Annotated in this window: 15 protein-coding genes; 9 read left to right on the top strand and 6 right to left on the bottom strand. The window is 71.2% G+C overall.

Annotated elements, in window-relative coordinates; all coding sequences use genetic code 11:
• Positions 1 to 8: 8 nt before the first annotated feature.
• Positions 9 to 2,078 (bottom strand): GGDEF domain-containing protein, encoded by a 2,070-nt coding sequence (locus Dfulv_RS04680; protein ID WP_259861375.1) that lies wholly within the window; start codon positions 2,076 to 2,078, stop codon positions 9 to 11.
• A gap of 41 nt (positions 2,079 to 2,119) precedes the next feature.
• On the opposite strand from Dfulv_RS04680, the gene Dfulv_RS04675 reads away from it, so the two are divergent.
• On the top strand, positions 2,120 to 2,788 hold the full coding sequence (locus Dfulv_RS04675; RefSeq protein ID WP_259861374.1) for a 5-formyltetrahydrofolate cyclo-ligase: 669 nt from the start codon (positions 2,120 to 2,122) through the stop codon (positions 2,786 to 2,788).
• 3 nt (positions 2,789 to 2,791) lie between these two features.
• A complete protein-coding gene (locus Dfulv_RS04670; protein WP_259861373.1) occupies positions 2,792 to 3,121 on the top strand; it encodes an FmdB family zinc ribbon protein in 330 nt (109 codons plus the stop codon).
• 131 nt (positions 3,122 to 3,252) lie between these two features.
• Here the strand turns inward: Dfulv_RS04670 and Dfulv_RS04665 are convergent, their stop codons facing one another.
• On the bottom strand, positions 3,253 to 3,435 hold the full coding sequence (locus Dfulv_RS04665) for a hypothetical protein (RefSeq protein ID WP_259869888.1): 183 nt from the start codon (positions 3,433 to 3,435) through the stop codon (positions 3,253 to 3,255).
• An 86-nt stretch (positions 3,436 to 3,521) separates the two neighbouring features.
• Between Dfulv_RS04665 and Dfulv_RS04660 the strand changes: the two genes are divergently transcribed.
• Together Dfulv_RS04660 and Dfulv_RS04655 are read left to right on the top strand one after the other, a co-directional pair.
• Positions 3,522 to 3,701, top strand: a complete 180-nt coding sequence (locus tag Dfulv_RS04660; RefSeq protein WP_259861372.1) for a hypothetical protein — start codon at positions 3,522 to 3,524, stop codon at positions 3,699 to 3,701.
• A gap of 114 nt (positions 3,702 to 3,815) precedes the next feature.
• Positions 3,816 to 4,115, top strand: coding sequence for a translation initiation factor 2 (locus tag Dfulv_RS04655; protein ID WP_259861371.1), 300 nt, complete (start codon positions 3,816 to 3,818; stop codon positions 4,113 to 4,115).
• Between the two features lie 8 nt (positions 4,116 to 4,123).
• Here Dfulv_RS04655 and Dfulv_RS04650 read toward each other — a convergent pair whose 3' ends face one another.
• Positions 4,124 to 4,606: a DUF2231 domain-containing protein gene (locus Dfulv_RS04650; protein ID WP_259861370.1), complete on the bottom strand. Its 483-nt coding sequence runs from the start codon at positions 4,604 to 4,606 to the stop codon at positions 4,124 to 4,126.
• 84 nt (positions 4,607 to 4,690) lie between these two features.
• Between Dfulv_RS04650 and Dfulv_RS04645 the strand changes: the two genes are divergently transcribed.
• The 3 genes from Dfulv_RS04645 to Dfulv_RS04635 all read left to right on the top strand — a co-directional run bounded on the left by Dfulv_RS04645 (position 4,691) and on the right by Dfulv_RS04635 (position 8,295).
• Positions 4,691 to 5,155, top strand: coding sequence for a Fur family transcriptional regulator (locus Dfulv_RS04645; protein WP_259861369.1), 465 nt, complete (start codon positions 4,691 to 4,693; stop codon positions 5,153 to 5,155).
• Positions 5,152 to 5,982: an oxygenase MpaB family protein gene (locus tag Dfulv_RS04640; protein WP_259861368.1), complete on the top strand. Its 831-nt coding sequence runs from the start codon at positions 5,152 to 5,154 to the stop codon at positions 5,980 to 5,982. Before Dfulv_RS04645 ends, Dfulv_RS04640 begins: the two co-directional genes overlap by 4 nt.
• A 66-nt stretch (positions 5,983 to 6,048) precedes the next feature.
• A complete protein-coding gene (locus tag Dfulv_RS04635) occupies positions 6,049 to 8,295 on the top strand; it encodes a hypothetical protein (RefSeq protein ID WP_259861367.1) in 2,247 nt (748 codons plus the stop codon).
• Positions 8,296 to 8,330: 35 nt separating this feature from the next.
• Here Dfulv_RS04635 and Dfulv_RS04630 read toward each other — a convergent pair whose 3' ends face one another.
• Positions 8,331 to 9,230 (bottom strand): oxidoreductase, encoded by a 900-nt coding sequence (locus Dfulv_RS04630; protein ID WP_259861366.1) that lies wholly within the window; start codon positions 9,228 to 9,230, stop codon positions 8,331 to 8,333.
• A gap of 84 nt (positions 9,231 to 9,314) precedes the next feature.
• Between Dfulv_RS04630 and Dfulv_RS04625 the strand changes: the two genes are divergently transcribed.
• Positions 9,315 to 9,902 (top strand): TetR family transcriptional regulator, encoded by a 588-nt coding sequence (locus Dfulv_RS04625; protein ID WP_259861365.1) that lies wholly within the window; start codon positions 9,315 to 9,317, stop codon positions 9,900 to 9,902.
• A gap of 46 nt (positions 9,903 to 9,948) precedes the next feature.
• Here the strand turns inward: Dfulv_RS04625 and Dfulv_RS04620 are convergent, their stop codons facing one another.
• Together Dfulv_RS04620 and Dfulv_RS04615 are read right to left on the bottom strand one after the other, a co-directional pair.
• Positions 9,949 to 10,794 (bottom strand): RecB family exonuclease, encoded by an 846-nt coding sequence (locus Dfulv_RS04620; RefSeq protein ID WP_259861364.1) that lies wholly within the window; start codon positions 10,792 to 10,794, stop codon positions 9,949 to 9,951.
• Positions 10,795 to 10,830: 36 nt separating this feature from the next.
• A complete protein-coding gene (locus Dfulv_RS04615; RefSeq protein ID WP_259861363.1) occupies positions 10,831 to 11,448 on the bottom strand; it encodes a MarC family protein in 618 nt (205 codons plus the stop codon).
• 110 nt (positions 11,449 to 11,558) lie between these two features.
• Between Dfulv_RS04615 and Dfulv_RS04610 the strand changes: the two genes are divergently transcribed.
• On the top strand, positions 11,559 to 12,800 hold the full coding sequence (locus Dfulv_RS04610; protein ID WP_259861362.1) for a glycoside hydrolase family 18 protein: 1,242 nt from the start codon (positions 11,559 to 11,561) through the stop codon (positions 12,798 to 12,800).
• The last annotated feature ends 66 nt before the right edge of the window (positions 12,801 to 12,866 follow it).

The raw sequence follows: 12,866 nt of genomic DNA, 5'->3' as shown, positions 1-12,866 counted from the left end.
TCGCAAGGCTATCCGCCACGGCTCTGTCGTGGTGGTTGTGCCGCCTTTGGCGCGCCGGGCGTCACCTCGCCGCTCCCCTTGACACTGGTCACGCCGCCGGCGACCCGGAACGTGTCCCGGCCGCCGGCCTTGGCCGCATAGAGCGCGTCGTCGGCCGCCTCCAGCACCGCCTGGCCGGTCGAGCCGTGGTCGGGATACACGGCGATGCCGATCGACACGGTCACCGGGATGCGCCGGGGCGGCTGGCCGACGGTCGAGGACACCACGATGACCGGGCTGCGCCGCACGGCCTCGCCGAGCCGCTCGGCGAGCACCGCGGCACCGGAGGCGTCCGTCTCGGGCAGGAGCACCACGAACTCCTCGCCGCCCTGCCGGAACGCGAAGTCGACCTCGCGGATCTCGGCGCGCAGGCGGCGGGCGAACTCGGCCAGCACGGCGTCGCCGGCGGCGTGGCCGTAGGTGTCGTTGACCTCCTTGAACCGGTCCAGGTCGAGCGCGAGGGCGGCGAGCCTGCGGCCGAACCGGCTGGCCCGCTCCACCTCGCGGCGCAGCGACTCGCGCAGGTAGCGGTAGTTGGACAGGCCGGTCAGCGGGTCGGTGAGGGAGAGCCGCTGAGCCTCCTCGTGGACCCGCACGTTGTCGACGGCGACCGCGGCCTGACCGGCGAACGTGCGCAGCGTGATGAGGTCGGCGTCGTCGAATTCGTCGAAGCCGTGGCGGTCGTACAGGGCCAGCACCCCCCGGGCGGCTGGCGGCCGGTCCGGCTGGGGCTGCTCCAGGCCCGTGGTCGGCCCGACGCCGGGCGCGGCGATCGGCACAGCGACGTACGTCACACATCCCGGCTCGGCGGCCGAGAGCACCGGCCCGTCGCGTTCGATCCGCCCGCGCAGCGGCTCGCCCGAGGCGGCGACGGTGCCGAGCAGCCCTTCGCCGAGGTGGAGCCGCAGTTCGGCGACGTCGATCCCGACAGGTCCCTCGGTGACCTGGCCGCGCAGCTCACCGCTGGCCGGGTCGACCATGAGCACGACCCCGGACTGCGCACCGGTGGCGGCGGTCGCGGTCTGGAGGATGACCTGCAGGATGCGGTGCAGGTCGTGGGTGCTCGACAGCGTGTCGCCGAGCACGCCGAGCTGGCCGCGGAGCTGGTCACGGCTGGCGGTGAGCGCCTGGACGTACCCCTGCATCTCGCGGGTCATGCGGTTGAACGTCTGGCCCAGCCGGCCGACCTCGTCCTGGCTGCGGACCGGGACGCGGGCGCTCAGGTCGCCGTCGGCGACCCGCTCCACCGCCTGTGCCAGCTCGGTCAGCGGGTGTGTGGTCGACCGGGCGAGCCACCACGCGACGCTGATGGCGACGAGGCCCGCGCAGACGACGACGGCCACGAGTACCGCATAAAGCCCCTGGGTTTCGGGGGCGGGCACGCTGATGGCCAGCATGAGCGGCTGCCCCGGCCGCGGGTCGAGGCGGCGCACCAGCCGGCCGTCGGTGGACGTGCCGGTGGCACCGGCGACCAGGCCGCGGGCCGTGGCGGCGATGCCCTTGTCCTCTTCGGACGGTTGCGGGTCGTCGGCGAGCGAGTTGATCCGCACGCCGCTCGCCTCGGCCAGCCAGCCGAGCAGTGTCGAGTCGACCGGCTCGACGGCGTACGCGCGCCCGATCCGCCGGCCGTTCGCGTCGATGACGTCGACGGCGGCGGAGATGGCGCTGTAGGCGGCCGGCGTCGGCGCGGCGCAGTCGGCCCACGGTTTGGTCGGCAGTTGCCCGGCGGTGGTCACGAGGGCGCCGTCGGTGCGCGTGACCTCGACCGCGCGGGCCAGGCCGCGCGTGATGGCGTCCTGCGCGGCGGCGGGCCGGTTGCCGTCGACGCTGAGCAGGGCGGTGGTCTCCGCCGCGAGCCGGAGGCGCTGGCAGGTGACGGCGAGCGCGGCCCGCAGGTTTTCGGCGCCCGCGTCGAGCCGCTCGGCGGCGCGCTGGTCGCTGACGGCCGCGACGGCGAAGCCGACGAAGACGGCACCGAGCAGGACCGGGCCCAGCACCACGGCGAGGAAGGCAGCGGTGAGCCGCGCGCGCAGCGTCACGTCCGTCCTCCCGTACGTCGGTTGATGCGATGCTGTCACAGATGACGAGGGATGGAGCGGCGCCGCCGAGGGTGTCCGCCAAATCAGAGCTCAGAGCGCACATCCGGTCCGCCAGGCGGGCGCTTCCGGCGGCGGTTCGAGCGGCGGCGGACCGTGCCCTGGTCGCCGCGGCGGTGGGGGTCGTACGAGCCGCAGGCGCGACGTCGGTCGCCGCATACGTGCCCATGCTCTCCGAGCCGGGCGGTCCCCAGCTGGTGTCGGCGCTGGCCGAGGCGGCACCGCGCCTGCTGCTCCCGGTCCTGCTGGACGATCTGGACCTCGACTGGGCGCTCCACGACGGCGGGTTCGCCGCCGGCCGCTTCGGGCTGATCGAGCCGACCGGCCCTCGTCTCGGCGTCGACGCGGTGGCCACGGTCGGCCTCATGCTGCTCCCGGCGCTCGCCGTGTCCCGCGACGGGGTCCGGCTGGGTCAGGGCGGCGGCTCGTACGACCGGGTCCTGCCCCGGGTGACCGCGCCGACGATCGCACCGCTCTATCCGGGTGAACTGGTCGTCTCGGTGCCCGCCGAGCCGCATGATCGCCGCATTTGTGGGGCTTTGGTGGGAACTGAGCCTGATGGGTATGAGGAGCCCCACCTCCACTGGACGAAAGGGTGTGCGATAGAGCACCATTGGCACTCGGAGCAGTCGAGTGCCAATGATGGAGGCTGAGCGGTGCCTACCTACCAGTACGCCTGCACGGCGTGCGGTCACCAGCTGGAGGCGGTGCAGTCGTTCACCGACGAGCCGTTGACCGAGTGCCCGGAGTGTGCGGGCCGGCTGCGCAAGCAGTTCTCCGCGGTGGGCGTGGTCTTCAAGGGATCGGGCTTCTACCGCACCGACTCGCGTTCGTCGTCCACGTCGAAGTCCACGTCCTCGACGTCCGCCTCGGAGAAGTCCTCGGAGAAGTCCTCGTCGGACACGACGTCGACCACGGCCAAGGAGTCGAAGCCCGCGGCCACCTCGAGCGCCGGTTCCTCCTCGTCGTCGGCCTCCGCGGCCTGACATACGCAACACAAAGCACCCGGCCCGCGGGCCGGGTGCTTTGTCGTGCCCGGGCCTGAGCCCGGTGGTAGGCCGAAGCGGCAGCCGTCGTCAAGGAAGCGGCCGCGCATGAGGTGCCGACAGGCCGAGCGTCAGTCCCAGTGCGGCGGGCGGTCGGCGAGGAGGCGGTCGTCGTTGTTCGACGCGCGCTCGCCCCAGCCCGCGTCCGTGTCGTCGGTCGTGTGGTCGGGCAGCACAACCAACTCGTCGGCGAAGTCCTCGAAGCTCACTTCACGCTGATCATCGGTGGTAGCCCACCCGTTCGCACCTGCCACAGCAGCGAGCGTACTCCGGCCAGTTTGCGAGAAAGTGGCCGAATGACGACAGTCGCCTTCGCGGTATACCGGTCACACTCGGCGGCATGACGCAATCCACCTCCGGGGCTCACCCCGTCGCGACAGGCCGGGCATCGATCGACGCGGTGACCGCTGACGAGCAGGAGACCCTGCGGCTCGACGGATCCGGCCGCGCGGCCGACCGTGCGAACGATCCCGACGCCACCCGCCCCATGTCGCTGGCCGACCTCCTCAACAGCGACTGACCACCCCGGCCCGGGGCGGGCGCCCTCCCCGCCCGCCCCGGCCGAAACCCGGAGCTCGCCGATCAAGAACGCGCCCGCGCCGCGTCCCGGGCGTTGCGTGGGTAGGCTCGTGGCGTGAGTGACGACGCCTACTGGCGGCGCCCCCCGGAGGGCACCGAGCCGCCACCGCCCGAGCCCAGCGCCTCGGCGAGCGTCCCCTACTCCGGCGCCCCGCGCAGCACGCCGCCCCCACGCGGCTGGCGCCCGCCGACCCTCGAAAACCCGCGGCCGCCGCGGAAACTCCCCGGGCAGGACCGCGACCGGATCGACCGCGAGGAGCAGGCGGCGACGATCCTGACCAAGGGCATGGGCCTGCTCGCCGGCGCCGTGCTGGTCGTCCTGCTCCTCGTCCTCTGCGGCCGGGCCCTCTTCTAGGGCCCGTATCAGAAGCCTTCCCACACCATGTGGGCGCCGGTGTCACCGGCACGGAAGACGTAGTAGAAGGCGGCCACGCTCAGGGCCACCACCGCCACGACGACCACCCAGTGCACCACGACCGGGGCCTTGATCAGCGACACCGACCCGGCCGTGACGTTGACCATGAAGGCCATGACCAGCGCGACGATCGCCAGGCCCAGCACCACGAGGAACAGCGTGTTGCCGAGGTCCTCGTGCTGCTCGATCTGCTCCTGGATCGGACCGGCGGCGAAGTTCGGGCTCTCGCTGAACGCCTCGCCGGACTCCTTCGCGAAGAAGACGGCACCCGGTGTGGCGATCGCCAGGGCGATCAACGGCCACCGGATGTGGCGCCGGCTGCCCGGCCACACCGCGTACAGGACGCCGACCAGGGCGAGCAACGGCACCAGGACGACGGCCGCGTGGATGAACAGCGGATGGGCCGGCAGGCCGAGCACTCGATCGAACAACGGGGCCTCCTCGACAGACGATCCTCCCCCGACGGGGGTGTACGCACGCTAAAGATCTGCGGTTCAAGAGTCCAGAAACATTTGATGGGTTCCAGGCAGCGTGGTCTTATTGGAGCTGTGTCGGGTGAGGATCTGTTGCGCTCCCGGGGTCTGCGTGTGACGCGACCCCGGCTTGCCGTGCTGGAGATCCTCGAGTCGTCGCAGGGGCACCTCGACGTCGACCAGATCGCGGCCCAGGTGCGCCAACGCCTGGACTCGGTGTCGACCCAAGCGGTGTATGACGTGCTCAGCGCCCTCTCGCGGGCCGGCTTGGCCCGGCGGATCGAGCCGGCGGGAAGCCCGGCACGATACGAGTCGCGGGTCGGCGACAATCACCACCACATCGTGTGCCGGGGCTGCGGCGAGATCGCCGACGTCGACTGCGCGGTCGGCGAGGCGCCGTGCTTGACCCCCTCGCAGGCCCATGGCTTTGTGCTGGACGAGGCGGAAGTGACATTCTGGGGCCTCTGCCCGGCCTGCCAGCAGCAGCACCGCGAAGACGACCAGTGACAGACCTCGGGCTCTTCGGTCCCGACTCGGTCACCTGGCGGGTGCACAGCGAGCCGATCATCACGGTGGGCGGCCTGCGCAGCCTGTATCTCCAGGCGTTGCACCCGAGGGCCGTCGCCGGCGTCGAGCAGAACAGCCGCTACCGCAAAGACCCCTGGGGCAGGTTCCAGCGCACCGCCGAATATGTCACCACCGTGGTCTACGGCACCACCGAGCAGGCCGAGCGGGCCGGCCGGCGGGTCCGGGCGGTCCACAGCCGGATGACCGCCACCGATCCGCGCACCGGTGAGCGGTTCCGGGTCGACGAGCCGGAGCTGCTGCGCTGGGTTCACGTGACCGAGGTCGAGTCGTTCCTGGACTCGGCGCTGCGGGGCGGGCTGCGGCTCGAGCCGGAGGAGATCGACGGTTACTACCGCGAGCAGACCAGGGCGGCCGCCCTGGTCGGGCTGGACCCCGCAACGGTGCCGGACACCGCCGCCGCGGTGGAGGCGTACTACGAACGGATGCGCCCCGAGCTCGCGCTGACCGTCGACTCGGCGGCGACCGGCCTGTTCCTCACCCTGCCGCCGCTGCCGTTCGGGCTCGGGCTCACTCCGGTGCGCGGCGCCGCGTTCAGCGTGTCCGCGCTGGCCATCGGCATGCTGCCGGCGTGGGCCCGGAAGCTGTACGGGCTGCCTGGCCTCCCCGGCACCGACCGGCTCGCCTCGGTCAACGCGCGCGTGCTCGGCAGCCTGCTGCGCACCATTCCGATCGAGTGGATCGAGTCCCCGGCTCGCAAGGAAGCCATGCGCCGCCTGACGGAAGCCGGTCGAACCGGTAACGCGTGACATAACGGGCGTCGCCCGCGTTCAACCTGGTGTCTGCCCGACACCACACCGACGCGGAGGCTCCCCATGGCGACGGCCACCATCGTCCCCGATCGCGTCGCAACGCCGCTGCCGCCGCGGCGCCGGTCGGCCTGGGCGCCCGCCCTGACCGTGGCCGTCGCCGTCGCGGGTCTCCTCCTGGCCCTGGGCACGAGTCCACCGGACGTGGCCCGCTACTCCGCCTACCTCGGGCTCGGCGTGGTCCTGCCGGGCATGCTGCTCTACCGGTCGCTGCGGTCGAGGCCGCACAGCCTGCTCGAGGACGTCGCCTTCGGCACCGTCGTGGGTCTGCTGGCCGAGACGGTCGCACTGGTCGCGTTCCGCGGCCTGGTGTGGATCGGGCCGCTGCTCGTGATCGCCGTGTTCCTGGCCGTCCCGCGGCTGCGCCGGCACTGGCGGATGCCGCGGTACCCCGAGCGGCCGTCGGCGGTCTGGTCGTGGACCGTGGCCGGGATCGCGCTGTTCTTCCTCGGGTACCTCACCGTCGCGTTCCTGGCGGTCAACGTTCCGGTGCCCGTCGACGGGCCCCGGCAGTACATGATCGATCAGCTCAACCTGCTCGCCGTCGCCGCCGATCTCAAGCACCACTTCCCGCTCGCCGTGCCCGAGCAGGGCGACCGGCCGCTGCGGTACCACTGGTTCGCCTACGGCCACCTCGCCGCGGGCAGCCTCTCGACCGGCATCGACCTGCCGGTGCTGTGGTTCCGGCTCGACCTGCCGGTGCTCGCGGTGCTCACGGTGGGCCTGCTCGCGGTGACCGGCTGGCGGGTGACCCGCCGCGCCTGGGCCGGGCCGGTGGCCGCCGCGCTGATGTTTGTCGTCGGTGAGGCGGTGCCGCCGGCTCAGGCGCCCGCCTTCTTCGGCACGATCACCGCGTACTACAGCTGGTCGAGCCGGTCGATCCTCTACGCCGCGGCGCTCACGATGCCGTTCATCGCGGCGGCGGTGGCCGTGCTGCGCCGGGAGGCGGACCGGCGGACGTGGCTGCTCGCGGTGCTGTTCGCCGCCGGTACCACGGGCGCGAAGTCCACGGTCCTGCCACTGGCGGGGGTGGGCGTGGCGCTCGTCTGCGCCGTACACCTCCTGCGGCGGCGCCCGTCGTGGACGCCATGGCTGCTCGGTGGGGCGTTCGCGGTGGTCGAGGTGTTCGCGGTGTCGGTCCTCTACGGCTTCGGAGGCCAGGGGCTGTCCTGGGGGCCGTTCACGATCATGCTGGACTTCGTCGGCGACCAGTACACCGGCACGACGCCCGCCGACCTCCCGCTCATCGTCTGGGGGCTCGGCGCGTACGCGATCGCGATGGGCGCCCGGCTGGCCGGGATCGTGTTCCCGCTCCGGCGCTGGGGCGACGTGGAGCTGTTCCTGGCCGGCGCGCTCGCCGCCGGGGTCGTGGGGTCGCTGACCGTCTGGCACGTGTCGTGGGGCCAGCACTTCTTCATCATCGCGGGCTGGCCCTTCGGCGCGATCCTGTCGGCATGGGGCCTGGTGCTGCTCGCCGACCGGATCCCCGACCGGGCCGGGACGCGGGTGGCGGTCGCCGTCGCCCTGCCCGCAGCGGTGGCGTTGGCGGTCTTCGCCTTGGTGGTCCCGGTACCTCAGGTGCCCGCACGCTGGGGTGTCCCGCTGCCCACGTACGTCTTCGGGGGCGTCGTCCTGCTCACGGCACTCGCGGTCGGCGCCGGCCTGGCACTCGCCGGCCGGCGGCACGCGGCGCTGCGCGGCACGGGTGCGTTCGCGGCGCTGGCGGTGGTGCTGTTCGCCGGCGGTGCGCGGCTCCCGCACGACGCGGCGACCAGCGCCAACCTCGGCGTCCGCTACCACGTGCGGGTCACGCCGGAGCAGGCCGCCGGCGCCCGCTGGCTGCGCGACCACAGCACGCCGGCCGAGTACGTCGCGACCAACGTGCACCGCGTCGGCAGCGGCGAGCAGGCACGGCAGAGCCTGGCGTACTGGATCTCGGCCTACAGCGAGCGGCGGGTGCTGCTGGGCAGCTGGGGCTACTCGCCGGAGTCGGCGGAGATGCAGTCGGCCCGGCACCGGCTGGGCCCCTCACTCGTGTACTGGGACCCGGACCGGCTCGCCGCGAACGACGCCGCCATCTACAACTCGACCCCGGAGCGGCTGGCCTGGCTCTGGTCCCAGCGAGTGCGCTGGATCGTGGTCGACCGCGCGCAGGGCACCGAGTCCCCGCACCTGGCCGACCTGGCCGACCTGGCCTGGCAGCAAGGCACGGTGGCGATCTATCGCCTGCGCCCCACCCCTCCCCCGCGTTGATCATGCGGCCGCGCCGGCCGACCCGGTCCCAAGCTCTATCGACGCAGGTCAGCGCTTGAAAGTCGCACGCCGGTCAGACGCTCCGACAACTCCCACAGCCGCTTCGCGTCCGCCTCGTCCTCGGCCGGCTTGATCGGCTGGACCACGGTCGGCCAGCCACGGTTCTCCCCGAAGCCGTCGGGCCCGATGAACTGCCCGCTCTCGGCGCGCGGGTCGACCGCCGCGTAGAGCTGGTTGAGCGCGCCCTGCTCCGCCGACTGGGCGAACACCTTGTTGCCGATGCGCATGAACGCCTTCGCCACACCGGTCGGCCCGGCGGTCTGGAGGTTGGTGTCGGAGTAGCCGGGGTGCGCGATCAGGCTGCGCCGTGCGTCGCCGGCCTGTCGCAGCCGCCGGTGCAGCTCCAGCCCGAAGAGCACGTTGGCGAACTTGGACTGCGCGTAGAAGGCCATGGGCGAGTACCTCTTCCCGCCGTCGAGGTCGTCGTAGTGGATCCTCCCGCGCTTGTGCATCGTGGAGCTGACGGTGACGACCCGCTCCCGGATCAGGTCGAGCAGCAGCAGCGTGAGCGCGAAGTGCCCGAGATGGTTCGCGGCGAACTGCAGCTCGTGCCCCTGTGCGCTGAGCTGCCGCGGCGGCATCATGATCCCGGCGTTGTTGACAAGGACGTCGATGCCGGTGGGGCCGGCGTGGAGGTCCGCGGCGAGCGCCCGGACGGTGTCGAGATCAGCGAGGTCGACGTGCCTGACCTCCACGCTCCCCCGGATGCCGGCCGCGGCGCGTTCGCCCTTGCCGAGATTTCGGACGGCCATGATGACGTGGCCGCCCTTCGCAGCGAGCTCGCGCGCGGTCACGAGACCGAGGCCGCTGTTGGCCCCGGTCACCAGGAACGTCTTGCCGCTCTGATCGGCGATCTGTTCGGTAGTCCACCTCATACGACCCAGCATGCCGCGCTTGGCACTCAGTGTCAACCATGCCTTGATGTGCCATCCTGGCGATGGGCTGCATAGAATGCGCAGGTGAGCCTCGTCGAACGCAAACGCCAGCTCGTCCGCGACGAGTTGACCGAGGCCGCCCTCAAGCTCCTCGCCTTCCAGGGTTTCGAGGAGACGACGATCGACCAGATGGCCGCGGCGGCGGGCGTCTCGCGGCGGACGTTCTTCCGATACTTTCAGTCGAAGGAAGACGTCATCATCGAGTTCCTGAGCGATCTGGGCCGCAAGCTGAGCGACGCACTCGCCGCCCGTCCGGAGTCGGAGCCGCCGGAGCTGGCGGTGCAGAATGCCCTGCGGGTGTTCACGGACACGTTCTGGGACCACCCCGAGAAGTCCCGCCGCCTGGCCGAGGTGACCATCTGCACCCCGTCACTACTGGCGAGATACCTGGAGCGCCAGGCCGGCTGGAAGGCGACACTGACGGCGGAGCTGGCGAGACGAATGCACGTCGACCCGTCGTCCGACGTGCGGCCGGCCATCATCGTGGCAGTCTCGTTCGCGGCTTTTGACACAGCTCTGACCCGGTGGGTGGAGTCGGACGCCACCGAGGACCTCACCACCTTGGTAGAGACCTGCTTCGCGGCCGCCTTCCCGCCCCCGCCCACAGCTTGACCTCGGTCGTTCCCCGCGCCCAGGACCGCGGAAAACCCACCGAGGGTCAACCCCGGGGCTGGCGGTCCACTGCCGTCCAGGGGTCCTTCGCCTCGGCCTGCTGGCCGACGGGGCAGGACTTGCGGTAGTCGCACCACGAGCACCACGGTCCGGCGGCGACCGGGAACGCCTCGTCGGGTGGGGTGCCGGCGGCGATCGCGGACTCGGCGGCCACGATGTCGGCGGCCGTCTCCTCGGCTCGGCGGAGGTGGCGCTCGAGGGACTGGTCGGTGTGCTCGTGGGCGGCGACCGTGCCGGTCGGGAGGTGGTGCAGCTCGACGCGACGGCAGCGCTTGCGGAACACGCGCTCGGCGGCGATCGCGTAGAGGGCCAGGGCACGGGAGCCGCGGGCGTCGTCGGGGCCCGGGCCGGTGCGGCCGGTTTTGTAGTCGACGATCACCAGCTCGTCACCGCGCTGGTCGATGCGATCGACCCGGCCGGACAGGGCGAGCGTCTCGGTGCGGGCGGCCACCGTGCGCTCGACACCCAGCGGCTCCTCGTCCGGGTCGAGTCCGTCCACATAGGACTCCAGCCAGCCCAGCGCGCGGCGGAACACCTCGCGCTCCTGCTCCTCGTCGCGATACCCCTCCCGGACCCACGTCGCCTTCAGCAGTGTCGGCAGGGCGGCGGTGGCGCGGCGGTCGGCCGGCAACCCATACCAACTCCGGAGGGCTGTATGCACGGAGGCACCGAGCGAGTTGTGCGCCCAGGGCGGCCCCTTGGGCGGAGCCGGGCGGTCGACATAGGAGAACCGGTAACGGCGCGGGCAGTCCTCGTAGCTGCCGAGCTTGCTGGGCGTGCAGGTGAACAGCCGCCGGGGCGGGGCGAAGAGGCCGAGCTGTTCGTTGTCCACGTCCGAATCCTGCCACCGAGGTACGACAAAACCCAATCAGTGGGGCGAGTTCAGGTACTCGGTGACGAAGGCGCCGATCGCGTCGGCCAGCAGCTGCACGGCGATGGCGGCCACCAGCAGGCCGGCGATGCGGGTCAGCACCTCGATGCCGCTCGGGCGCAGGATCCGCACCAGGATGCCCGAGAACCGCAGCACGAGGTACACGATGATCATCACGGCGACGATGCCGACCGCCACCGCCAGATACCCGGAGAAGTCGTCCGTACGCCGCACGAAGAGCATCGTCGCCACGATCGCACCCGGCCCGGCCAGCAGCGGGGTGCCCAGCGGCACGAGCGCCACATTGGTGGTGACCTGGTCGCGCGGGTCGTCGGTCTTGCCGGTCAGCAGTTCGAGTGCGACCAGCAGCAGCAACAGGCCGCCGGCGCCCTGCAGCGCGGGCAGGTCGATGTGCAGGTATGCGAGGATCTGCCGCCCGACGAGCGCGAAGACCACGATCACCCCGAACGCCAGGGCGACCGCCTGCAGGGCCGCCCGGTTCCGGTGCTGGCGGGACATCGAGCCGGTCAGCGCGAGGAAGATCGGCACGGCACCCGGCGGATCCAGGATCACGAGCAGGGTGACGAAGACTTCCCCGAACAGCTTCAGATCCACGGGCGAATTGTCCTCGATCAACCGTCGTCGCTGACAAAGCCTTGACGACATCGAGCCATGCCCCTACCTTGCCGTAAACAGCTAACTTTCCTAACAGTCATGGAGGGTGCATGGGCAGACGCTCAATCCTGGCCGGGGTAGCGGTTTCACTGACGCTTGCGACGCTGGCCGTCACGCCTGGCACGGCGTCGGCGCACAGCTCGCCCCACCAGGACCAGTACAAGCGGGTCGGGTACTTCATCCAGTGGGGCATCTACGGCCGCCAGTACTACGTCAAGAATCTCGAGACCAGCGGCCAGGCCTCCCGCCTGACCCACATCAACTACGCGTTCGGCGACGTCGACGCCTCCGGTAAGTGCGCCTCCTCCGATCCGTGGGCCGACTGGCAGCGCCCGGTGTCCGCCGAGGAGAGCGTCGACGGCGTCGCCGACGAGCCCGGCCAGCCGCTGGCCGGCAACTTCAACCAGCTCCGCAAGCTCAAGGCCAAGCACCCCAACCTCAAGGTCCTGCTGTCACTCGGTGGCTGGACCCTTTCCGCCAACTTCTCCAACGCCGTGCTGACCGACGCGTCCCGCAAGGCCCTGGTGCAGTCGTGCATCGACACGTTCTGGTCGACCGGCGTGTTCGACGGCTTCGACTTCGACTGGGAGTGGCCGGGCTCGGAGGCCAACCCGGGCAACGTGATCCGGCCCGAGGACAAGCAGAACTTCACGCTGATGGTCGCCGAGTTCCGCAAGCAACTCGGCAAGAAGGCGATCCTGACCGCGTTTGTCCCCGCCGCACCGGCGAAGATCGACGCCGGGTTCGAGGTCAACAAGATCTTCAAGTACCTCGACTTCGCGACGGTGCAGGGCTACGACTTCCACGGCACGTGGGAGCCGCTCACCAACCAGCAGTCCGCGCTGTTCGTGCCGCGGAACAACCCCACCACCCCGGACTTCAGCGGGGCGAGCACGCTCAAGGCCTGGACCGACCGGGGCGCGCCGAAGAAGGCCCTGGTGCTGGGCATTCCCTACTACGGACAGGGCTGGACCGGCGTCACCAACGCCAACCGCGGCCTCTTCCAGCCCGCCACCGGCCCGGCGCCCGGCACCTGGGCGGCCGGCAACGAGGACTACAAGGTCCTCGCGACACTGCCGAAGCAGGGCTACCAGGTCCACCACGACCTGCTCGCCGGCCACGCGTGGCTGTTCAACGGTACGACCTTCTGGACCTTCGACGACCCGATCACCGTCGCGCAGAAGTCGCTGTTCATCCGGCTCTCCGGCTACGGCGGCGCGATGATGTGGTCGCTCGACGCTGACGACGCCAACGGCACGCTCACCAAGACGATCTACGCGACGCTCCGCTGATCCCAACCATGTTGGTCTTGCAGTTGTGGTGCCAGGAAGCTCCCGGAAAGCCCGGTTTGCGAGGCA

The sequence above is a fragment of the Dactylosporangium fulvum genome (assembly GCF_025137375.1).
Classification (GTDB): domain Bacteria; phylum Actinomycetota; class Actinomycetes; order Mycobacteriales; family Micromonosporaceae; genus Dactylosporangium; species Dactylosporangium fulvum.
This window is presented reverse-complemented; position numbering and strand designations above follow the sequence as displayed.